General features: G+C 65.8%; 17 protein-coding genes. 9 read left to right on the plus strand and 8 right to left on the minus strand.

All coding sequences use genetic code 11. The annotated features are described in order from the left end of the window. Positions 1–18: 18 nt before the first annotated feature. A complete protein-coding gene (locus tag BBA01S_RS43520; protein ID WP_063750577.1) occupies positions 19–675 on the plus strand; it encodes a GNAT family N-acetyltransferase in 657 nt (218 codons plus the stop codon). Here BBA01S_RS43520 and BBA01S_RS31065 read toward each other — a convergent pair. From BBA01S_RS31065 to BBA01S_RS31075, 3 genes are all read right to left on the minus strand, one after another. Further along, positions 662–2230 carry an EAL domain-containing protein gene (locus BBA01S_RS31065; protein WP_084162669.1) on the minus strand — a complete coding sequence of 523 codons (1569 nt, stop codon included), beginning with the start codon at positions 2228–2230 and terminating at the stop codon, positions 662–664. The two genes, BBA01S_RS43520 and BBA01S_RS31065, sit on opposite strands and share 14 nt — an antisense overlap. 128 nt (positions 2231–2358) lie before the next feature. Continuing rightward, positions 2359–4179, minus strand: coding sequence for a diguanylate cyclase (locus BBA01S_RS43525; protein WP_052391972.1), 1821 nt, complete (start codon positions 4177–4179; stop codon positions 2359–2361). 94 nt (positions 4180–4273) lie between these two features. Further along, positions 4274–5161 (minus strand): LysR substrate-binding domain-containing protein, encoded by an 888-nt coding sequence (locus BBA01S_RS31075; RefSeq protein ID WP_027819855.1) that lies wholly within the window; start codon positions 5159–5161, stop codon positions 4274–4276. A 107-nt stretch (positions 5162–5268) separates the two neighbouring features. Between BBA01S_RS31075 and BBA01S_RS31080 the strand changes: the two genes are divergently transcribed. Continuing rightward, on the plus strand, positions 5269–6504 hold the full coding sequence (locus BBA01S_RS31080) for an MFS transporter (RefSeq protein WP_042298194.1): 1236 nt from the start codon (positions 5269–5271) through the stop codon (positions 6502–6504). Positions 6505–6595: 91 nt separating this feature from the next. Here BBA01S_RS31080 and BBA01S_RS31085 read toward each other — a convergent pair whose 3' ends face one another. Further along, positions 6596–7246, minus strand: coding sequence for an HD domain-containing protein (locus BBA01S_RS31085; RefSeq protein ID WP_027819857.1), 651 nt, complete (start codon positions 7244–7246; stop codon positions 6596–6598). 170 nt (positions 7247–7416) lie between these two features. On the opposite strand from BBA01S_RS31085, the gene BBA01S_RS31090 reads away from it, so the two are divergent. Together BBA01S_RS31090 and BBA01S_RS31095 are read left to right on the plus strand one after the other, a co-directional pair. Next, positions 7417–8406 carry a GlxA family transcriptional regulator gene (locus BBA01S_RS31090; protein ID WP_027819858.1) on the plus strand — a complete coding sequence of 330 codons (990 nt, stop codon included), beginning with the start codon at positions 7417–7419 and terminating at the stop codon, positions 8404–8406. Between the two features lie 457 nt (positions 8407–8863). Further along, positions 8864–10321 (plus strand): sensor histidine kinase, encoded by a 1458-nt coding sequence (locus BBA01S_RS31095; RefSeq protein ID WP_027819859.1) that lies wholly within the window; start codon positions 8864–8866, stop codon positions 10319–10321. A 166-nt stretch (positions 10322–10487) separates the two neighbouring features. On the opposite strand, the gene BBA01S_RS31100 is transcribed toward BBA01S_RS31095, so the two are convergent. After that, positions 10488–10985 (minus strand): acyl-CoA thioesterase, encoded by a 498-nt coding sequence (locus BBA01S_RS31100; RefSeq protein ID WP_027819860.1) that lies wholly within the window; start codon positions 10983–10985, stop codon positions 10488–10490. Between the two features lie 434 nt (positions 10986–11419). Between BBA01S_RS31100 and BBA01S_RS31105 the strand changes: the two genes are divergently transcribed. Beyond that, positions 11420–12382, plus strand: a complete 963-nt coding sequence (locus BBA01S_RS31105) for a response regulator (protein WP_027819861.1) — start codon at positions 11420–11422, stop codon at positions 12380–12382. Positions 12383–12449: 67 nt separating this feature from the next. Here BBA01S_RS31105 and BBA01S_RS31110 read toward each other — a convergent pair whose 3' ends face one another. From BBA01S_RS31110 to BBA01S_RS31120, 3 genes are all read right to left on the minus strand, one after another. Beyond that, positions 12450–14201: a methyl-accepting chemotaxis protein gene (locus BBA01S_RS31110; RefSeq protein ID WP_027819862.1), complete on the minus strand. Its 1752-nt coding sequence runs from the start codon at positions 14199–14201 to the stop codon at positions 12450–12452. Between the two features lie 213 nt (positions 14202–14414). Next, positions 14415–14984, minus strand: a complete 570-nt coding sequence (locus BBA01S_RS45330; protein WP_052391973.1) for a phosphotransferase-like protein — start codon at positions 14982–14984, stop codon at positions 14415–14417. A 131-nt stretch (positions 14985–15115) separates the two neighbouring features. Beyond that, positions 15116–16042, minus strand: a complete 927-nt coding sequence (locus BBA01S_RS31120) for a LysR family transcriptional regulator (RefSeq protein ID WP_027819863.1) — start codon at positions 16040–16042, stop codon at positions 15116–15118. 139 nt (positions 16043–16181) lie between these two features. On the opposite strand from BBA01S_RS31120, the gene BBA01S_RS31125 reads away from it, so the two are divergent. The 4 genes from BBA01S_RS31125 to BBA01S_RS43540 all read left to right on the plus strand — a co-directional run bounded on the left by BBA01S_RS31125 (position 16182) and on the right by BBA01S_RS43540 (position 21533). Continuing rightward, positions 16182–17636, plus strand: a complete 1455-nt coding sequence (locus tag BBA01S_RS31125) for a M20 family metallopeptidase (RefSeq protein WP_084162670.1) — start codon at positions 16182–16184, stop codon at positions 17634–17636. Between the two features lie 34 nt (positions 17637–17670). Beyond that, on the plus strand, positions 17671–18981 hold the full coding sequence (locus BBA01S_RS43535; RefSeq protein WP_042298195.1) for an MFS transporter: 1311 nt from the start codon (positions 17671–17673) through the stop codon (positions 18979–18981). Between the two features lie 133 nt (positions 18982–19114). Then, positions 19115–19903 carry an FRG domain-containing protein gene (locus tag BBA01S_RS31135; protein WP_027819865.1) on the plus strand — a complete coding sequence of 263 codons (789 nt, stop codon included), beginning with the start codon at positions 19115–19117 and terminating at the stop codon, positions 19901–19903. 211 nt (positions 19904–20114) lie between these two features. Next, positions 20115–21533, plus strand: a complete 1419-nt coding sequence (locus tag BBA01S_RS43540; RefSeq protein WP_042298196.1) for a saccharopine dehydrogenase NADP-binding domain-containing protein — start codon at positions 20115–20117, stop codon at positions 21531–21533. Positions 21534–21548: the final 15 nt, after the last annotated feature.

Below are 21548 nucleotides of genomic sequence, written 5' to 3' on the forward strand. Positions count from 1 at the left end.
GAAACGACAGGAGAGGCCATGTCGACGCAGCGCGCACCGCAACGCCAGCACGATCGCATCGTCAGCAAGCAGCCGGGCATTGGCCATCTGGTCTTACGACGCTTCGATCCGCAGCGCGACTCGTGGGAGTTCCTCACGCAACTGCTGCACCGCGCGTTTGCGCGGCTCGCCTCGCTGGGCCTGCATTGTGCGTGCGTCGACCAGGCCGCTAGCGCCACGCGTCAGCGCGCGCTGGCGGGCGATTGCTTCGTGGCGGTCTGCAACGGCCGCATCGTCGGCACGATGACGCTGGAAGGCCGCGACGTCGAATCGCAGTGCGAGCACTATCGCCAGCGCGGCGTGGTTTCTTTGCACCAGTTCGGCGTCGAACCGGCGTGGCAAAGCCGGGGCATTGGCCAGGCGCTGCTCGCCTTCGCGAGCCAGTGGGCCGCCGCACGCGGCTTCACGCAGGTCGCGCTCGACACACCGTTTCCGGCGGCGCATCTCGTGGCGTTCTATCGGGCGCAGGGCTTCAGCCTCGTCGACGTGGTGCGCTTCGCGGGCCGTCACTACGACAGCGCGATCCTGAGCAAGTCCGCCGCCGTCAGCGGGTCGTTCGGACTCATGCAGCCCGCGCATGCCAATGCACACGCAACGGGCAGCCGACGCCAAATGCGCATTTTTACGCCGTCTTGACGGCATTTTCCTCGACCCAGCGCACGAATTCCGCAGCGGGCATCGCCTTGGCATAGAGCCAACCTTGCGCGAACTGCACGCCGTGTTCGCGCAGGTACTCGGCCTGCGCCTCGACTTCCACGCCTTCCGCGACCATCGCCAGCTTCAGCTCGTGCGCGATGCCGATGATGTGCGGCACGATCGCGTTCATTTCCGAACCCGACGTCAGCGCGTTGATAAAGGACTTGTCGATCTTGATGCCGTCCACCGGCAATGCATGCAGATAGGCGAGGCTCGAATAACCGGTGCCGAAATCGTCGATAAAGACTTTGTGGCCCGAGTCGCGGTAGCCCTGTAAAACCGGCCCCAGACGCTGCGCATCGATAAACGCGCGTTCGATGCATTCGAACCAGATCTGCCCGGCACGCACGTCGTGATTCGCGAAGCACGCCTTGAGCGTATGCAGGAAACGCGAAGAAGCGAGGTCATCGCGCGTGACGTTGATGGAGATGTGCAGGTCGCGGCGCTGCGCGAGCAATGTCCCTGCGCCCGCGAACACGGACTGGATCACGAGGTCGGTGATCGGCTGGATCAGGCCGAGCGATTCCGCCATCGGAATGAAGGTGTCGGGCGCGATCACGGCGCCATCGGCGAGCGTCCAGCGCACGAGGGCTTCCGCGCCGACGCAGCGGCCCGTGCGCAGATCGACGAGCGGCTGGAACCACGCCGCGAACTGGCGCCTGCGTATGCCTTCGAGCAGCGCGTGGCGCGGCGTGCGCAGCTTGCGGCGCCAGCGCAGCACGAGCCAGGTGCCGAGCGCGCTCGCGAGCAGCGCGGGCGCGAGGAAGAGCCTGACCTGCGCGGCCACGTCGGGCCGCACGCGATCCGCGGGTTCGTAGGCGACCACCGTAAGCGGGTAGCGCTGCGAGCGATTGACCACGTAGTAACGCTGCTCGAAGAAACTCGCTGGCGGATTGCGAAACAGCGCGGCGCGCATGAGCGCCGTGTCCGCGCGCGGCCAGCGTGTAACGATCGCGCCGTCGAACGATTCGAGCAGCGCAAGCTCGATCGTGTCGTCCAGCGGCACGATGTCGAGATAAAAGCGTGGATCCACCACGACGATATGGCTGCCGTAGCGGATGTTGAGCATGCGCATTTCGTTGCCGCGCTTGCCGGTTTCCGTCGACCAGGCGCTGAATCCATCGCTGTAGCGCCACTGCGCGGGCGGCAGCGCACTGCCAGCAAGCCCGCGCAACGTCGAACAGCGTACCGTCACGCCATCTGTCCACGCGACGTTGCGTATGTAGCGGTATTGCTCCTCGATGCGCCGCATCGTCTGGAGATGCTCGGGCGTGCAGGGCGTGCCCTCGTAGGGTACGAGCGCGCGCAGCGCGGCGTCGGCTTCGGCGGTCACGACTTCGGCTCGCACGAGCGCGCGTCGCGCGTACTCGTCGATCTGCGCGCGCTGGTGCTGCTCGACCACGGTGTCCACGGCCCAGACGAGCACCGCGAGCGTTGCGCAGACGCCCAGCGCGACGAGGCAGAACGTGGCGAGCACGGTCAATCTGCTTTTCATGCCGGATGGGTGCGGGCGCAGGTGAAGGGCCCGCCGATGTTAACGTCTTTCGCGGCGCGTCGAGCCGGGGGTGTGCAACCGCCTTCGCTGCATTATTTGTTGCGCATGGAACGAGATCGAAGCGACGTTCAGTGTGTCTGCAAACCGTCGTGCACGACGCGATTGCGCCCGCTTTCCTTCGCGACATATAGCCGGCGATCCGCGACCTGCATGAGCGCTTCGTAACGGGCGGGGCCGTCTTCGGGGCTGGCCGCCACGCCGATCGACACCGTGAACGCAATGGCGTCGGCGCTGTCTGCGGGAGCGCTGGTGCCATGCGCGTGGCCTTCGACGGCGCTGCGCACGCGCTCGGCCACGGCGGCGGCGGTCGCGAGATCGGCGTTGGGCAGCAGCGCCGCGAACTCCTCGCCGCCTACGCGCGCGGGCAGGTCGACGCTGCGCAGGTTCGCGCTCAGGAGTTGCGAGAAGATCGTCAGCACGCGATCGCCGGCTGCATGCCCGTAACGGTCGTTCACGCGCTTGAAGAAGTCGATGTCGAGCATCAGCACGGCCATGCGGGCGGGCGTGTCTGCGTTGTGCTCCGCGTTGCTGCTGGAGCCGTCCGTGCGTTCGCTTCCTTCGGCGCGCTGTGCGCGTTCGAGCCCTTCTGCAAAGGCCTCTTCGAAGCGTCGCCGGTTCGCGAGGCCCGTCAGCGGATCGCTGCGCGCGAGCAGTTCGAGCCGCTCGCTCGCTTCGACGTAATGGCCGAAGATGCTCGTCACGATGCGCAGCGTGCCCATCAGCAGCAGGATCAGCACGAGCCACGCCGCGATCACGGGGCTGCTGAACACACGGCGAGCGGCGGCGAGCGTGAGTTCCGCGTTGTCCGTGGGCGCGAGCAGCATCCAGTGTGTCTGGCCGACGCGCTGGTAAAGCAGGTACTTGCCGTGATGCTCGACGTAACCGGACACGTTTTGCATCCACTGGTCGGCCGACGTCTGGGCGAGGCGCAGGAGGTCGAGGCTGAACGCCGCCGGACGCTGCTCCGTGAGCGTGCCGTTGCGGAAATAGACGACGTGGCCGTTATTGTTCAGCAGGCCGAACTCAACGGCGCTCTGCTCGTCGTCATCGGCGTCGTCGGCGTCGCCCGAGGCAAGCTGCAACGACAGCAGCCGCGACTGGGTGATGTCCATGACCACTGCGCCGCGAAAATGATTGCCGACATACACCGGCGCGCTGAGCGTCGAAATCGATTCGCCCGTCTTGAGACCGGTGTACACCGGCGTCCAGAGCACGTCGCGCCCGGGATTGCGCGCGGGCAACTGGCCGCGATAGTAGTTCATGGTGCTGAAGCGGCGCAGCAGGTCGGGCACCGTGCGGCCCTGGTTTTCCGGCGCGATCACGAACAGGCCATTCGACGAGATGAACGCCACCGTGCTTTGCACCGCGTCGGCATGCTGGCTGATCTGCACGAGCGGACTGATCGCGCGCGCGAGTGCGATGTCGGCGGGGAGCGTGGCCGCGTCGCGCTGGAAGCCTTCCAGACCGCTGAGCCCCGCTGCGTTGGTGCCGTACACGTTCGGCCCGTCGAGCGCGCCCGGAACCTGCCAGACCGGCTGCGTGGACGCCGCGAGCGCCTTCATGACGGCGGACTGTTCGGCGGGCGAGGGCTGCTCGTAAGCGCCCAGTTGATGCTCGGCGAAATTGCGCAGGAACATCAGGCGGCGGCGCTCGGCCTCGATCAGGGCGTCCACGCCCACGGCGCGCACTTCGAGGTCGCGCTGGCGGCTGTGCAGGTCGTTGCGCGTCATGTTGTAGAGCTGACGCAAGCCGACGACGATCAACAGCAGCATCGCGCCGATAAAACACACCGTCACCACGAGGCGCGGCCGCTGCATGACGATGCGGGAAAAGCGGTCGGAGCGCGTGCCGCCCGCCGTGCCCTGGTTGCCGTTGACGCTACGCTGCATGGTGTCGCCAACCCCTTGAAGTGGTGCCGCCGCGCGGCGTCTGGGTATCGGTATCGGCGCCAGAATAGCATCGCGCCCGCAGACGGGCGCTGTGTCAGTCCTCAGCCAGCGCGACGAACTCGCGCACCGTCGCTGCAGTGTCCTTCTCGCGCCACCCCAGCGCGAGGCGCGCGCGCATCGGCACGCCCGTCACGTCGAGATAACGCACGCCCTTGACCTGGACCTGGGCGATGGCGGCGGGCACGATCGACACGCCCAGTCCCGCCGCCACCAGGTTGACCACCGACGACACCTGCGGCGCGGGTTGCGCGAGGCGCGGGCTGAAACCCGCTTGCGCACAGCCGCGCACGATCTCGTCATGCAGCGTCGAGCCCGCCGGGCCCGCCACCAGCACGAACGGCTCGCGCTCCAGCGCCGCGAGCGGCAGGCGGCGGCGCGCGGCGAGTGGATGCGTCGAGGGCAGCGCAATCTTCATCGGCTCGTCGGGGAAGCGGTGCAGCGCGATGCCGGGCAGAGCGAGCGTGCTGTCGCGATCCGGGCGGAAGAACACGGCGTCGAGACGGTCGTCGGCGAGACCCTGGAGCAGTTGCGGCGTGTTGGCCTCGTCGAGCGTGAGATCGACGTCGGCGAAGCGCTGCTTGTAACGCTGGATCAGGCTCGGCACGAGCGGATTGAACGCGGCCGACCCCGTAAAGCCGATGCGGATCTGCCCCGATTCGCCGCGCGCCGCGCGTTGCGCGACATGGGCGGCGCGTTCGGCGTCGTCCAGCACGCGGCGCGCCTCGATCAGGAACGCCTCGCCCGCGCGCGTGAGTTCCGCGCCTTGCGGCGTGCGCAGGAACAGCTCGACGCCCAGTTCGCGCTCCAGGCTCTTGATCTGCTGGCTGAGCGGCGGCTGGCCGATGCCGAGTTTTTCGGCGGCGCGCGTGAAGTTGCGTTCCGCCGCCACGGCGACGAAATAACGAAGATGCCGGAGTTCCATGCCAGTGCTAAAACATATCGCGTTAGGGGGTTCTATATATTGGACAGTATAGCGGCGTGGCAGGACAATTTGACTCGTCATTGCATTGTCCACGAGGCGCTGTTGTCATGAGTACCGCAAGTCCTGTGTTTTCCGCCGTGGGCGTCAGTCCCGGCTCCGCCGCTTACCGGCGCATCAGCATCGCGCTGTTCCTGGCCGGTTTTGCTACGTTCTCCTTGCTGTATTGCGTGCAGCCGCTGCTGCCCGTCTTCGCAGAAGAGTTTCACATTGGCGCGGCGCAAAGCTCGCTCGCGCTGTCGCTGTCCACGGGCTTTCTCGCCGTATCGATCCTGTGCGCGGGCGCGCTTTCGGAGCGCGTCGGGCGGCGCGGCTTGATCTTCGCGTCGATGACGCTCGCCGCGCTGTTCAACGTGCTGGCGGCGCTCGAACCGGGCTGGCACGGCATCCTGGTCGCGCGTGCGCTGGAAGGGTTCGCGCTGGGCGGCGTGCCCGCCGTGGCCATGGCCTATCTCGCCGAAGAAATCTCGGCTGCCGGGCTGGGCTTCGCGATGGGGCTCTATGTCGGCGGCACCGCGTTTGGCGGCATGGTGGGACGCGTGGGCATGAGCTGGCTCAGCGAGCATCTGTCGTGGCGCACGGCCATGCTGACCATCGGCGTGATCGATATTGCAGCGGCGGTGGCGTTCTTCGTGCTGCTGCCGGTCTCGCGCAATTTCGTGCGCCGCGCGAGCCTCAACCCCGCGCATCACATCGCGCTGTGGCGCAAGCATCTCGGTGCGCCGACCTTGCCCGCCGTGTTCGCGACAGGGTGCCTTGCGATGGGTTTCTTCGTGACGATCTACAACTACGCGGGCTTCCGGCTGCTGCTGCCGCCGTTCGACCTGAGCTCGACGCAAACGGGCCTGATTTTCTGCGCGTATCTGTTCGGTATCGTCGCTGCAACGGCGGCGGGCGCGCTCGCGGATCGCTGCGGACGCGGGCCTGTGCTGCTCGGCGGCGTGATCGTCGCGGCGCTGGGGCTGGCACTGACGCTCTCGCATGCGCTGGTGCCCGTGGTGCTCGGCATTGTCGTGCTGACGGTGGGATTTTTCACGACGCATTCGGTCGCGAGCGGCTGGGTGGGCCAGCTTGCCGATGGCGCGAAAGGCCATGCCACGTCGCTTTATCTGCTCGCGTATTACCTGGGTTCGAGCGTGCTCGGTTCGTGGGGCGGCTGGTTCTGGCAGAACGGCCAATGGCCTTCGGTGGCGGGCTTTGCGTTCGCCATGCTGGCGGCGTGCGCGGTGCTGGCGATGGTGATTGCGCGGCGGCAGGGGCGTGTGGGGGCGACGCTGGTGAATTGAAAAGGGTAGCTAGACCAGAAAACATCGAAGTCCGAATCAAAAGCGCGCCGTAAAAAACGGCGCGCTTTTTTATTGCCTGGGGATCGTCGCCTCAACCCTTCCAGGCCGAGTTCCTGATCACGCTGCAAAAGTTGCCCGCATGGAAGTGCGGATCCTTGTCGGCGAGCACGTCGGCCTTCACGTTGCCGAATGTCGTCGCGGGCTTATGGTGAATGCCATCGTAGAACGCCTGGATGATGTCTTCCTTGAAGTGCTCGGTGCGGGGATGCGCGTGCACGACGGCTTCACGCTGCGCGTCGCTGTACTCGTGATACGTGAGACCCAGCACGTCCATCTCCACGCCTGCCGTCACCAGCGCAATGACCGGATGCATATGCTGGGGAATCCCTGGCGTGGTATGAAGCGCGATCGCCGTCCAGACCAGGTCGAGGTCGTGCTGCGCAATGCCGCGTGCGCGCAGGAAATCGCGGGCCGCATTCGCGCCGTCCACTTCGAAGCGCTCGTGCTCGCTGCTGTGCGAATGCATCAGGCCGACGTCGTGGAACATTGCGCCCGCGTAGAGCAGCTCGGGATCGAACTTCAGGCCGCGCTGCTGGCCGGCCATCGCGCCGAAGTAGAAAACGCGGCTCGAATGATGGAACAGCAGCGGCGATTCGGTGTCGCGAACGAACTCGGTGATTTCGCGCGCGAGCTGGCTATCGGGAATACGGGGAAGGGCAATACCGGAAAGATCGAGGCTCATGGCAAGACTCCGTCGGGGGAATGGAGTCTATTCTGGCTTGTGCTAGCATTGTCCAATATCGACTGGGTACGTCGAATTCTGCCATTTCGCGCTTAATCCGGCCATCAGCCGGACATCCGCCAGACACGTGCCGAAAGCGCGGCGCCGCCCACGAAACGGAGCCCGATTCCATGCCGAAAATCGTCGCCATCCTCGCGTTGCCTGGCGTGCAACTGCTCGATGTGAGCGGCCCGCTCGATGTCTTCGCGCAGGCCAATATCGAAGCCGGTCGCACCGTCTATGACCTGCGCGTCGTCGCCTGCCGTCCGGGGCCGATCCGCAGCTCGTCCGGCGTGCGGCTGCTGCCGGACGAAGTCGCCGGAAAGGCATCGCCCGAACGCGCCCAGGAGCGCATCGACACGCTGCTGGTGGCCGGTGCGCCCGACGCCGCCACGGCCCAGCTGTCGCCGCGCGTGATCGACTGGCTGCGCGCCACGGCGGCGCGCGCGCGGCGCTTCGGCTCGGTGTGCACGGGGGCGTTTGCGCTGGCCGCGAGCGGCCTGCTGGAGCGGCGGCGGCTCACCACGCACTGGGCGTCGGTCGAGGCGCTCGCCCAGGCGTGCCCAACCGTCTCCATCGAAGCGGATTCGCTGTACGTGCGCGACGGCAAGCTGCGCACGGCGGCAGGCGTCACGGCGGGGCTCGATCTGGCGCTCGCGCTCGTCGAGGAAGACCTGGGCCGCGAGATCGCCATGCAGGTCGCCAGCCAGCTCGTGATGTTCTTCAAGCGTCCGGGCGGCCAGTTGCAGTTCAGCCGCAAGGGCGAAACGCGCCCGGCGGGGCGCTCGGCGCTCCAGGAGGTGCAGCGCTGGGTGGCCGCGAATCCGGCGCTCGCGCATCGCGTGCCGGAACTGGCCGAACGCGTGGGCCTGAGCCCGCGCCACTTCGCGCGCCTGTTCCAGGCCGAGGTCGGGCTCACGCCCGCCGCCTGGGTGGAGGCCGTGCGCGTCGACGCGGCGCGCGCATTGCTGGAGGCGCAAGCCGAGGCGCCCAAACGCGTGGCCGCGCGCTGCGGGTTTGCAAACGCCGACACCTTGCGGCGCGCCTTCATCAAGCATGTGGGCGTGTCGCCGGCCGAATATCGGCGGCGCTTTGGCGGGGCGGCTCAGACCTCGATCTGACCCCGGTATGCGGATAGCTTCACGGCACCGATTCGTCACGCATTAAAGCGCGCATGGCGGGTAATTTTTCGAACGGGCAAGCGCGATCCCGGCGATAATCGCGCCCATGGAATGGCACGGCCGTACAGGCAATGCAGACCGCATGCGCAATCCGCCGGATTGGCACAGCAAAAGCGAAGCAAAAACGAAGCAAAAACGAAGCAAAAGAACCACGAAACAGGACACAAGCCGCACGGGGACGCCCTGATTCCGGGCATGCGGCACGATCTCGCTACTCAAGCCGCATTCCGGCCCGCATGACCGACTGGGCACCTGGGTCACCCGGGATGCTGCGGAACGCGGGCGCGAAGGTTGCGCGCGGGAAGATCTGGCGCCAGGGCGCCGCAGACCAGCAGGGAGAGCCGGTGCGCCGACGCCACGCATCGGGACGTAAATACAAGAATCCACGCGACACACTATGTATTCGATCTTGCCCGCGTTCGTATCCGCCTTATTTTTGGGATTTGGCGTGTACGTACTCCTGACGGAAGGCGTCTCGCGCCTTTCGGTGCCGTTCGCACTGATGTGCGCGACCACCTTCGTCTGGCAGGGCACCTGGGCCTTCCTGTTCCAGACCAGCGACACCGAACTGGCCGACGTTCTCGTCAAGTTCGGCTATCTCTTCATCCTGTTCCTGCCGACGACCTACTACCACTTCAACATCGAGGTCAGCGCGCGGCGCAGCGAACGGCCGTTCCTGCTGGCGTCCTACGGCCTGAGCGGCGTGCTTGCGATGCTGCTGGTCGTAAGCGACGAAGTGGTGGCGGGCTATGGCGCGTTCTTCTTCGGCAAGTACCCGCATGCGGGGCTGCTGCATCCGGTGCACGTCGCGCAGACGGTGCTGCTGGCGATGCGCAGCGGCTGGGTGCTGTTCGTCGCGCGCGGCCAGACCCAGGCGCGCGACCGTCGCCGCCTGCTCGATCTGTGCCTGCTGAGCCTCGCGATTTACGGCGTGGCCGCGACCGATTACGCGGTGAATTACGGCGTCGCGTTCTACCCGGTGGGCGCGGTGTTCATCGCCGTGAGCTTGGGGATTCTTGCCGTCACCATCGTGCGCTATGGCCTGATGCGCCCGTACCTGATCGCCGCGACCGTCGCGCACGAAGTGGCCACGCCGCTGGCGGCCATCGGCATGCACGCCGAGGAGATCGGCAACGTGCTGCCCGAACTCATGCGCGGCTACCAGCTCGCCGTGCAGCATCAGCTTTGCGTGGACGGTCTCTATCCGGGGCAATCGGAGCGGCTGTCGTCGCTGGCGACGTCGATCCGGCGCCAGGTCGACAGCACCAGCACCGTGGTCGAAATGTCGCTGGCGTCGTTCACGCTCGACCGGCTCGACCGGCGCAGCTTCGAGGCCTACCCGATCCGCTCCTGCGTGAACGCGGCGCTCGAACGTTTTCCGTTTCGCTCGGGCGAGCGCGAGCTCGTCAAGGTGCAGCCGATCGATCCGCAACTGTGCTTTTCCGGCTCCGATTCGCTGGTGGTCTTCGTGCTCTTCAACCTGCTCAAGAACGCGCTCTTTGCGATCAATGCAGCAGGCAAGGGCCGTGTCGAAATCGAAACGGCGAGCGAAGCGGGCTATTGCGTGCTGCGTTTTACCGACACCGGGCCAGGCATTGCCGCCGACGTCCTGCCGCGCATCTTCGAGCCGTTCTATTCGACCAAATCGCATGGCAAGGGCTCGGGCATGGGCCTCGCGTTCTGCCGCCGCGTGGCCGATGCGCTGGGCGGCGCGATTGCCTGCGAATCGGTGCCGGGCGTCGCCACGACCTTCACGCTCTATCTGCCGGAGCCGGGTTCCGCGGCGGATCGCGCGCTCCAGGACGGCCCGGGCAAGCCCCGCCGCTGGGCGGCGGGGCAGGACTACGCGGGTTGAAGCGGCACGGTGTCTGGCGCGATGAGCCGGGCGGGCGGTGAGCCCACCCGGACTTCGGCCCTCGGTTATTGGCTTCAGCTACACACGAATACGAGCCATCAACGGTTCAACAGGTGCCGGGATTCGTCCCAGGATGTGCGTCTTGTTCGGCGTTCACGCTGGAGCCTTAGACGGCGGCAGCGGGCAGCACGATTTCGTATTCCTTGACGCGCTCGATGATCCCCGGCGGGAAACGGCGAATCCGCTTGTCGGTACCGGCAAAGAGAATCTGCTGGTAGCCGAGCGAAACGGGCCGCCCGTCCACGCAAAAGCGGAACACGAGATAAGCCGAGCATTGCCGCACCTGGAAGGTGTTCAAGTAGCAATCGACGCGCTGGAACGGAAACGTCTCTTGCACATATTCCTGGTGCGCGCGCTTCGTGACGAAGACGCCGCCTGCCGCGAGCAGGTTGTTATGGATGCACTCGTGGAACCAGCGTTCGCGGCAAATGCCCTGCCACTCGAAATAGCGGGCGAAGTACGTGTTCATGAAGGCATTGGAGTCCTTGAGGTAAATGTCGATGACATGGTGAAAGGTTTTGGGCGGGGTGGCTGCCAGGATTTCGTCGGCAAAGCCGTTGGCGCCACGGGACAGCACTGCGGGGATCGATTCACGTGCGTTCATTGCATGAACTCCAGATGAAAATGGCCGCTGGCGGGGCCGCGCATGCCTTCAGTGGATGAAGACATGCCCCCAATTCTGTGCGTGTTGGCTGGCTGAAAATACCGCGCGCGCCGCACTGTGGCACGGCGCGTGCTCGCAAACGATTTCGCGCAAATTGCCCATGTATTACGCATAGTTTTCGCGAAGATTGCGCACAGACGCAGCATGAAATGCATATCGACTTAACCGCGGCTTCACACCCTCGCGCGCCATGCGCCGTGACTGCCATCGCATGCAACAGTCACGGCGCAACGGTTGCCGAGCCTTGCACGAGGCCGCATAATCTGGCAGCGATGGCGTTGCGATGCGGTTTGTGTGAACCCTTGCTTTAACCCGCCAATCGGGTCATCTGGGTCAATCGTTTTGCAGGCAGTCGCTAGCACCGAGGCATATACATGAGTTCGATCGTCAGGCAGCCGGTTTTTTACCCCGTATCCGTGGTCTTTCTCGACGACAGTGCGGATTTTCTCCACGCACTGCGTGGTCTTTTCCCGCATGCGCCCACGCATCATTTCTTCACCTCGCAGGACGAGGCGCGCGCGTTCATCGAAACCGCGAGCGAGCGCGGTTCGCGCCTGAGCCCGATGTCGGGCGCGGCGTGGTCGGAGTTCGAAAAGAAGGGCGGCAATGCGTTGGGCCAGGACGCGCTGGCCAACGCCGCGCGCTTCGAGGACGTGGCCGCCATCGTGGTGGACTACGACATGCCCGGCCAGGACGGCCTGGAGTTCCTGGCGTCCGTGAAGGACACCAACTGCACGCGCATCCTGCTCACCGGCACCGCCGACGAGTCGCATGCCGTGGACGCTTTCAACGCGGGGCTGATTCACTTCTACGTGAAGAAGTCCGACCCGCAGATGACGCGCAAGCTCGCCCAGGCGCTGGCCAACGCGCAGCAGAAGTTCTGCGCGCAGTACGGCCATATCGGCGTGCATGGCGTGGGCGCGGTCTACGCCGACCGGCGCACGACCGACGTGCTGCAGACGCTCGCGCAGCGCGAACGCATCGTCGAATACTACTGGCGGCCCGAGCAGAACGCGGTGCTGACTTTCGATGCGGCAGGCAACGCAGGCGTGTTTCTCGCGTGGGATGCGCACGACTGGGATGCGCAATGCGACGTGGTGACGGACGAAGGCGGCCCGGCCGCCTTGCGCGACGAAATGGAAGGGCGCCGCATCATGCCGGTGTTCTGGCCGAACGAGGCGTATCGTCCGGGCATGGCGCGCGTGGAGTTCGCAGTGCCGCAGCAGGTGCCGGACTCGCAGGATATCTACACGAGCTGGACGCGCCTTGAAGGCGTCGAGCTGGAGCCTGACCTCGTGACCTATGCGAAGTGGTTGCGCACGCAACAAACCGCTTGAGTTAAAGCGTTTTCAGGACATAAAAAAGGCACCCGAGGGTGCCTTTTTTCATCAGATCATCAGTTCATCAGAACGTTTCCCAGTCCTGGTCGCTGCCTGCTGTCGCGAGCACGGGCGAGGGGGCTGGGGCTGGCGTTTTAGGTGCAGCTTTGGGCGTGGTTTTGCGTGCCGCTGGCGCAGCGCGCTTTTCCTGCTTGAAGGTTCTGGCGGCGACGGGCTGCGCCGCCTGGGCCTGGCGCACGGCTTGCACAGGCGCGGCCTGCTGCGAGCCGATCCGGAACACCGACACCACCTCGCGCAGGCCGCCCGACTGCGTGGCCATCGACTGCGCCGCCGCCGAAGCCTCCTCCACCAGCGCCGCATTCTGCTGCGTCACTTCATCCATCTGCGCAACGGCGCGATTGACCTGCTCGATGCCGGTGTGCTGTTCCTCCGAGGCGGCTGCGATCTCGCCCATCAGGTCGGCAACCCGTCTTGCGGACTGCACGACTTCATCGATGGTCGCGCCCGCTTCGTCGACGAGCTTCGAGCCTTCGGCCACCTGCGTCACCGACTGCCCGATCAAGTCCTTGATCTCTTTTGCGGCGCTCGCGCTGCGCTGCGCGAGCGTACGCACTTCGCCGGCCACCACGGCGAAGCCGCGGCCCTGTTCGCCCGCCCGCGCCGCTTCGACAGCGGCGTTGAGCGCGAGAATATTGGTCTGGAACGCGATGCCGTCGATCACGCCGATGATCTGCTCCACACGCTCCGAGGTCTCGGCGATGCCGTGCATCGTCGTCACCACGCGGCGCACGACCTCGCCGCCGCGCGCGGCCACATCGGAGGCATTGACGGCCAGCGTGTTGCCCTGGCGCGCGTTGTCGGTGTTGTGCTTCACGGCGGCCGTGAACTGCTCCATGCTCGCCGCGGTTTCTTCCAGCGAGGCCGCTTGTTCTTCGGTGCGTGAGGACAGATCCTGGTTGCCCGCTGCGATCTGCTGCGCGCCGGTCGTGATCGATTCGGCGGAAACCTGGATGCGCTGCACCGTATCGACAAGCTGGCGCTGCATCTGGCTCATCGCGTGCAGCAGGCTGCGATCGTCGCCGGGGGCGACGCGCACCTGCGCCGTGAGGTCGCCTGCTGCGATGCGCTCGCAGATATCGGCGGCATAGTCGGGCTCGCCGCCCAGGCTCGTGCGGATGCTGCGAATCAGCCAGAACATGCCGAGCGTGAGCGCCACGCCAATCAGCGCCACGAGCACGAGATTGCGCATCAACGCGCTGTAGAACGCATCGTCGATATCGTCGACATAGACGCCCGTGAACAGATGCCAGTCCCAGTCGGGCACGACCACCGCATAGGTGATCTTTTCGACAGGGCTGCTGTGACCCGGCTTCGGCCACACATAGCTGCTGACGTGGTCGCCGCCCGGCGACGAGCTCCTGACGATTTCCTGGGCGATATGCGTACCGTTGGAATCGACCATGTCGGCCTGGCTCTTGCCTTCGAGTTCGGGCTTGGGCGGCACCAGCACCGCCGTGGCGGCGCTATCGTAGATGCCGAAATAGCCGCTCTGGTCAGCACCGTAGCGCAGGCCGCGCAGCGTGGCGATGGCCTGACGCTTCGCGTCGTCGGCGGAAAGATGGCCCTGCGAGGCTTCCTTCTGATAGAACCCGACCACGCCAAGCGCGGTCTGCGTCTCCTGCGCGAGCGTGGCCTTGCGGTCTTCGAGCATGCCCACGCGCGTCATGACCGCATTGACCACGACCAGTACCACGAGGGCGATCCACAGCAGCGCGACGATGCTCCACGCCTTTTGATTCAACGACAGTCGCTTCACGTTCTCCGTTTCCTCTGAGCCCGGCGGCCGCGCGCGCGGCCAGCCGTGGTTGATGGCGCAAGACGGTACGTTGCCGCCTTTCCCGCCATGTTTATCGGCGCGGGACGCGGGGAACTGAAGGTGTGTGAAGCGGGATTGGGACGCTGATTGCGTTTTATCGCGGGTTATTCGTCTGATGTTTATGCGAAAAGACGTTGCGCGCGCAACGGAATGTTAACGCTTGAACCGTCCCGCAGCCAATCCGCTGACGATTTCGGCGGCGTGTGTCGTGGGTGCCGCGCTGTCGTCGCTGAGCGCGTCGCCCGCGCCTTCGCGTTCGCCGGTGAAAAGCGTATAGAAGCCACGCAGGGTTTCGTAGTCGGCGATCTTGCCGGCATCGCGTCCGGACGCACGCAGCGCGCAGGTCTCCACACTGGGACGCAGCAGCACGTAATGAAGCGGGATGTCCTTGACGATCGCGCGCAGCGTGTCGAGCATCGCGGGCGGTACCGAAAAGTCGAGCACGACATGAAAGCCCGAGCGCGCAAACGGCATGCAGGCCGCCGTCATCGACCGGATCAGGATGCGAAAGTTCTCGTGGCGCTCGCGCGCGTCAGGCTTGACGATGAACTTCCAGAAGCGGTCGCCTTCGATCCAGGCGACGGGTTGGGGCAGCAACGGCACGAGCGCCCTGGCCACCGACGTCTTGCCGCTACCGGGCGGCCCGCTCAGGACGATGATCTGGCCGTCATGAACGGGCTGGCCGTTCTGCTCCAGGCGGCCTGTTGGTGTATTCGTTGGCATAGTGGCCTCGCGGGGCAGGATGGGCGCGCGCTTGTAGCGCTGACGTAGCGCTGTCGTAGTGCTGTCGTAGTGCTGTTATCGCGCTGCTTAGGCGTCTTCGGGCATCGTTCGAGTATAGTGCGCGCCCGCGCTCAGTCCACGCTTTCGCCCAGCGCGCACGCGTCGATGGCCTCGACCAGCGCCTTGAGCACGCTCTCGATGGCCGACGACAACCGCCGCTCGCGCATCGTCGTGACAAAGAGGCGGCGCTGGCGCAGCTCGGGCTCGTCGATGGGGCGGGCGACGAGCGCGAGTTCATCGGCGCGCTTCGTCAAGCCCGCCAGCGACAGCCGGCTGCCCAGCGTGATCGCCCCCGCCAGCGCTGCGAACGCATGCAGCGCGCTCGAATTATTGCTCGTGAGAATGGCGTTCAGCTCAATGCCCTGGCGTGCACAGCACGCGTCGATCAACTGACGCGCCGTGTTGCCTCGCTCAAGCAGCGCGACGGGATACGCGGCGAGATCCGCCAGCGTGAGCGCGGCTTTGTGCGCGAGTGGATGCCCCGCTTCGAGCAGCGCGCAGACGCTGGCCTGCGCGCTGTATTCGACACTGACCTTCGCCGGATCGCCGCCCGAGAACGACACGCCCAGATCGACTTCGCCCGAGGCGACCCAATGCTCGACTTGCGCGGGCGTGCCAGCGCGCAGCATGAAATTGACGTGCGGCACGGCGGCGTGATGGCGCGCGAGGACGCTCGGCAGGAACGAGCGCGTGAAGCCCTCGGTGCAGCCCACGCGCACGATGCCGCGCCCGAGCGCCTTGCCGGCGGCGATTTCCGCGAGCACCGCATCGGCTTCGAGCAGCGCGCGGCGTGCATGCGTAACCAGGCGCTCGCCCGATTCGGTCAGCACCATGCCGCGCGGCATGCGCTCGAACAATGGCGTGCCGACGTCCTCCTCAAGCCTGGCGATCTGGCGGCTGATGGCCGAAACGGCCACATGCAGCGTCTGCGAAGCCGCCGCGAGCGAGCCGGTACGGGCGACTTCGACGAAGTAGCGCAGGGCGATGCCGTGCAGCATGGTGTGGTCGCCTCCAGGGTTGTGCGTTGCCGTTTTGGCAATGCTATCCGCAAAATTTGAAATTGTTGCGAATTTTTGGCGTTCATAGACTGGGTTCATTCCGCGGTAACTGCACGACACAAGACGAATGGAGCCATCGATGAACGCCCCCGAAACCCCCGAATCCCGCGAGCGACTCGCCCCTCAGACCGACGTCGCGCCGCGTGAGCAGGCCATCGCCGCCGCGCTGGCGCACTTCGATTCCGGCGACTTCCTGCGCGACCTCGAACGCCGCGTGGCGTTTCGCTCGGAGAGCCAGAACCCGGCGCAGGCCGACGCGCTCGCCGCCTATCTGAGCGACGAAATCGCCCCCGCGCTCGCGAAGCTGGGCTTCACGAGCCGCGTGGCCGCGAACCCGGTCAACGCGCGCGCGCCGTTCCTGGTCGCCGAACGCATGGAAGATCCCGCGCTGCCGACCGTCCTGACCTATGGTCACGGCGACGTGGTGCGCGGCTACGACGAGCAATGGCGCGACGGCCTCAAGCCCTGGGAAGTGCGCGTGGAAGGCGACCGCTGGTACGGCCGCGGCACCGCCGACAACAAGGGCCAGCACTCGGTGAACTTCGCGGCGCTCGCGGCGGTGCTGGCCGCGCGCGGCGGCAAGCTTGGCTACAACGTGAAGGTGATCTTCGAGACCGGCGAGGAAATCGGCTCGCCGGGCCTGAACGAAGTCTGCGCGGCCGAAAGCGCGGCGCTGGCCGCCGATGTCTTCATCGCCTCGGACGGCCCGCGCGTGAGCGCCGAACGCCCGACGCTCTTTCTCGGTTCGCGCGGCGGCGTGACGTTCGAATTGCGCGTCGACCTGCGCGAAGGCGCGCATCACTCGGGCAACTGGGGCGGCGCGCTGCGCAATCCGGCCATCGTGCTCTCGCACGCAATCGCCAGTCTTGTCGACCGCCACGGCGCCATCGCCGTCGAGGGGCTGCGCCCGCCGCCGATTCCGGCCAGCGTGCGTGCCGCGCTCGCCGATATCGAACTGGGCGGCGACGAGAACGCGCCCGCCATCGATGCCGATTGGGGCGAACCGGGCCTCACGCCCACGGAGCGCGTGATCGGCTGGAACACGCTCGAAGTGCTGGCGTTCAAGGCCGGCAATCCCGATGCACCCGTCAACGCGATTCCGCCGCGCGCGCACGCGACCTGCCAGTTGCGCTTCGTCGTGGGCACCGATTACGCACGTGTCGGCGAGCACCTGGAGGCGCATTTCGCGCGGCTCGGCTTTAGCGAAGTGCAGGTGCGCGTCATGCAGACCGCCGCCGCCACGCGGCTCGACCCCGACGACGCCTGGGTGCGCTGGGCGCTCGCCTCGCTGCGCGACACCACGGGCAAGAAGCCCGCGCTGTTGCCGAACCTGGGCGGCACCGTGCCCAACGACGTATTCGCCGAAACGCTCGGCCTGCCGACGCTGTGGGTGCCGCATTCGTATCCGGCCTGCGCTCAGCACGCGCCCAACGAGCACCTGCTGGGCAGCGTCGCGCGCGAGGCGCTCGCCGTGATGGCGGGCCTCTGGTACGACCTGGGCGCCGACGCCGTGCGCCTGGCCAAGCAACGTTAGTCCGCCCGCCCGATACGCTGACGAGGAGATCACCATGACCCCGACACCCGCAACCGCGCAGCACCCGAAGCGTCGGCCCAGCCTCACGCAGATCGTTGTCGCCACCTCGGCGGGCAATGCGCTTGAATGGTTCGACATCGCGATTTACGGCTTTTTTGCGGTGTTTATCGGCAAGCACTTCTTTCCGGCTGCAAGCGAGACGGCCTCGTTGCTGCTGACCTTCGGCGCGTTCGGCGCGTCGTATCTGGTGCGCCCGCTAGGCGGCATGGTGCTGGGTGCGTATGCCGACCGGCGTGGGCGCAAGGCCGCGCTGATGCTCTCCGTGAGCCTGATGATGCTGGGCACCGCGATCATCGCGCTGACGCCCGACTACGCGAGCATCGGCATGGCCGCGCCGCTCGCGGTGCTGGCGGCGCGACTGATCCAGGGCTTCTCGGCGGGCGGCGAATTTGGCGCGTCGACGGCCATGCTGATCGAACACGCGCCGCACCGGCGCGGCTTTATCGCGAGCTGGCAGTTCGCGACGCAGGGGCTGGCCACGCTGCTGGCCGCCGCGTTCGGCTACGGCCTGGCCAAGGCGATGCCCGCCGCCGACCTGGCCGCATGGGGCTGGCGCCTGCCGTTCTTCTTCGGCTTGCTGATCGGGCCGGTCGGTCTCTATCTGCGCCGCTTCATTGAAGACGCGGAAGATTTCACGCGCGCCGCGCATACCGAATCGCCCGTGCGCGAAGTGTTCGCGCGGCAAAAGCAGCTCGTGCTCACTTCTATCGGATTGCTAACGGTTTCGACGGCGGTGAACTATCTGCTGCAGTATGTGCCGACTTTCGCCATCCGCGACCTGCAACTGGGCGCGGCCACCGGCTTCGCGGCGACGATGGTGGGCGGCGTGATCCTCACCGTGGTGACGCCGTTCGCGGGCCACCTGTCCGATCGCATCGGACGGCGCCGCCAGATGACGTGCGTGGCGCTGCTGTTCGCGCTGACCGCGTATCCGGGCTTTGCGTGGGTGAGCGCGCAGACCTCGCAGGCGGGCGCGATGCCGCTGTTCGTGCTGATCGCGTGGCTCGCGCTGCTCAAGTCGATCTACTTCGGCGCGCTGCCGGCGCTGATGGCCGAAATCTTCCCGGCCGCCACGCGTGCCACCGGCATGGCGATTGGCTACAACGTCGGCGTGACGGTGTTCGGCGGCTTCACGCCCGCCATCGTCACCTGGCTGCTGGGCGCGACCGGCGACAAGAGCGCGCCGAGCTATTACCTCATCCTGACGGCGATGATCAGCCTGGCGGCGCTCGCATGGGTGAGTCGCGTGCCGATGCAGGCGCACGCGCGCCGCGCCGCCGCGTGAACCTGGCTGAATCCGCCTGAAGCGAACACGGCGCGGACTTCACGATGTAACGGTCGGTGTGATAGTTTGTCTGACGCAATGGCGGCGCGCGGGAGGGATTGAATAGCGCGCGCCGCGGCACGGAGACATACGCATGCAGACCACCGAACTCACCGACTGGAACCAGTTCATGGAGCTGACGACTCAGCTCGATGGCTGGGCGTTTCGCGGGCAACAGAATGCCCAATGGCGACTGGAAAGCTCGCTGTCGCGTTACATGCGCGATTACGTGGACGACCACAGCCAGTGGCGCGCGCGCGAGGAGCGCGCGATCCGCGTGTTTCGCCGCAAGGCGCACAACTTCCTCGCGCACCCCGACATCCTCGCCGACGATTTGCGCTGCCTCGCGCTGATGCAGCACCACGGCGCGCCCACGCGTCTGCTCGATTTCACCAAAAGCCCTTTTGTGGCAGCGTTTTTCGCGCTCGAACGCGCGACCGGCGACGCAGCGGTCTATGCGCTCAATACGCCCGCGCTATGGAACAACCGCGCACGTCCAAAAACCGATCCGGCGCTCACGCGCGACGTGATCGACCCGCGCGCGCCCGGTCATTTCGAGCGTTATTTCTTCTGCAATACGAATGAAATTCTCTGGTCGGGCGAGCCGTCCGAAATGGACGACCGGCTGGTGGCGCAATCGGGCACCTTCGTCGTGCCAGGCGTGATCGACAAGCCCCTGCAGGCGATCCTTGACGGTTACGAAACGAACGAGGAACTCCTGCACCAGATCGTGCTGCCCGCGCGTATCCGCATGGACGCGATGAAATGGCTGTATCGCATGAATATCACCAATGCGTCGCTGTTTCCGGGGCTGGACGGCCTTGCACGCTCGATTGCCGTGGAACTGGAAATCGTCTGGTCGGGGATGATGCAGGCGCAGTGAGGCGCCAGGGGATCATCGGCGAGCGCGTCGCCGAATCTTGATCCAGCACGATCTTCGCTCAATCGGGAAAGCCATGCCCATTGAGCGGATTTCGTTATTGCCATTACAATCGACGGCCAATTCGAAGGGGTTATTTGGCGTATAAGCCGGATTAATCCGAATCGCATAAAAATCCTTAAAAGAAAGTTCCAACTCGTAATTCAACAAGAATATGTCTGGCACGGATCAAGTCGTCATGGTCGGCTTCGGCAATATCGGGCAGGCCGTGGTGCCGCTATTGCGCACGCATTTTCCGCATCGTCACATTGTCGCGATCGAGCAGCATGCCGATGCTGCACGCGTCATGCGTGCCCGCGAAATGGGCGTGAAACTCCTGCAATGCCGTGTCGATGCAGACAATTACGAGGCGGTGCTCACCCCGTATCTGCAAACGGGCGCGTTTCTGTTGAATCTTGCGCCTGCGGTGAGCAGCGCGGCGTTGCTTCAGCTTGCGCAGTCGCGCGGCGCGTTCTACCTGGACACCGGCATCGAGCCCTGGGAATACGGATTCGAAAGCGACACGCCGGACGCGACCAGTAACTACGCGCTGCGCGAAAGGATGCTCGCTCTCCAGCGTGAATGTGCGGGCCAACCGACAGCGCTTGTCGCACATGGTGCGAACCCGGGTTTCGTTTCGCTGCTGGTGAAGCAGGCTTTGCTTGAGCTGGCCAGGGTGCTGGAACACGACGAGCCGAACGCGCCGCGCACACGGGAGCAATGGGCTGCGCTTGCGTGCGAGCTCGATGTGCGGGTGATCCAGATTTCCGAATGCGATACCCAGCGAGCGGCGGGTCAGCGCAGCGACGATGAGTTCGTCAACACCTGGTCCGTCGAAGGTTTCGTGACCGAATGTTTGCAGCCCGTCGAAATGGGATGGGGTTCGCACGAATGCAGCTTGCCGCAAGGCGCGCGTGTTTCAGGCACGACGCTGGGCGGCGCACACGCAGCGGTGCAACTCGCCCAGCGCGGCCACGAGGTCGCTGTGCAGACATGGACGCCGCTGCGTGGCGCAGTCACCGGCTGTATTCTCACTCACAACGAATCGCTGTCCATCGCGGACTACTTCACGGTTCCCGCAAGCGCCGCGACAGGCAAGACAGGCAAGACGCACTGGCGCCCCACGGTCTACTACGCGTACCGGCCATGCGACGACGCGATTGCCTCGCTTGCGTTGCTGGATGGCGGCGAGCAAGCCTCAATCTGGCGCGAACGCGTCCTCAAGGACGAACTCGTCGCGGGCGAGGACGAACTCGGCGTGCTGGTGATGAGCGGGCGCGGCGAGGCCGTGTGGATGGGATCGGCGCTATCGATCGGGCGCACGCGCATGCTGGCGCCCTGCAACAACGCCACGAGCCTGCAAGTGGTGTCGAGCATCGTCGCGGGGATGCGGTGGATCGAAGCGCATCCCCACGAAGGCGTGGTCGAATCCGATGCAATCGACGACGAAGACACCTGGCAATGCGCGCGCCCGTATTGGGAGCCGATTCAATGCGTGCGAACGCGGTGGCGTCCAACGTCAGACGTACGCGCGTTGACCTTCGACCAATTCTTCCTGCCCGGCGTCACGCTGCGCGACCCGCAACCCGCCTGACGCTTCTTCGCACAC

Origin of the sequence: Paraburkholderia bannensis NBRC 103871 (assembly GCF_000685015.1) — a bacterium.
GTDB classification, from domain to species: domain Bacteria; phylum Pseudomonadota; class Gammaproteobacteria; order Burkholderiales; family Burkholderiaceae; genus Paraburkholderia; species Paraburkholderia bannensis.

Coding starts and splice junctions, on each gene's coding strand:
- BBA01S_RS43520 (WP_063750577.1), top strand. CDS start 19: ATGTCGACGCAGCGCGCACCGCAACGCCAGCACGATCGCATCGTCAGC.
- BBA01S_RS31065 (WP_084162669.1), bottom strand. CDS start 2,230: ATGAAAAGCAGATTGACCGTGCTCGCCACGTTCTGCCTCGTCGCGCTG.
- BBA01S_RS43525 (WP_052391972.1), bottom strand. CDS start 4,179: ATGCAGCGTAGCGTCAACGGCAACCAGGGCACGGCGGGCGGCACGCGC.
- BBA01S_RS31075 (WP_027819855.1), bottom strand. CDS start 5,161: ATGGAACTCCGGCATCTTCGTTATTTCGTCGCCGTGGCGGCGGAACGC.
- BBA01S_RS31080 (WP_042298194.1), top strand. CDS start 5,269: ATGAGTACCGCAAGTCCTGTGTTTTCCGCCGTGGGCGTCAGTCCCGGC.
- BBA01S_RS31085 (WP_027819857.1), bottom strand. CDS start 7,246: ATGAGCCTCGATCTTTCCGGTATTGCCCTTCCCCGTATTCCCGATAGC.
- BBA01S_RS31090 (WP_027819858.1), top strand. CDS start 7,417: ATGCCGAAAATCGTCGCCATCCTCGCGTTGCCTGGCGTGCAACTGCTC.
- BBA01S_RS31095 (WP_027819859.1), top strand. CDS start 8,864: ATGTATTCGATCTTGCCCGCGTTCGTATCCGCCTTATTTTTGGGATTT.
- BBA01S_RS31100 (WP_027819860.1), bottom strand. CDS start 10,985: ATGAACGCACGTGAATCGATCCCCGCAGTGCTGTCCCGTGGCGCCAAC.
- BBA01S_RS31105 (WP_027819861.1), top strand. CDS start 11,420: ATGAGTTCGATCGTCAGGCAGCCGGTTTTTTACCCCGTATCCGTGGTC.
- BBA01S_RS45330 (WP_052391973.1), bottom strand. CDS start 14,984: ATGCCAACGAATACACCAACAGGCCGCCTGGAGCAGAACGGCCAGCCC.
- BBA01S_RS31120 (WP_027819863.1), bottom strand. CDS start 16,042: ATGCTGCACGGCATCGCCCTGCGCTACTTCGTCGAAGTCGCCCGTACC.
- BBA01S_RS31125 (WP_084162670.1), top strand. CDS start 16,182: ATGAACGCCCCCGAAACCCCCGAATCCCGCGAGCGACTCGCCCCTCAG.
- BBA01S_RS43535 (WP_042298195.1), top strand. CDS start 17,671: ATGACCCCGACACCCGCAACCGCGCAGCACCCGAAGCGTCGGCCCAGC.
- BBA01S_RS31135 (WP_027819865.1), top strand. CDS start 19,115: ATGCAGACCACCGAACTCACCGACTGGAACCAGTTCATGGAGCTGACG.
- BBA01S_RS43540 (WP_042298196.1), top strand. CDS start 20,115: ATGTCTGGCACGGATCAAGTCGTCATGGTCGGCTTCGGCAATATCGGG.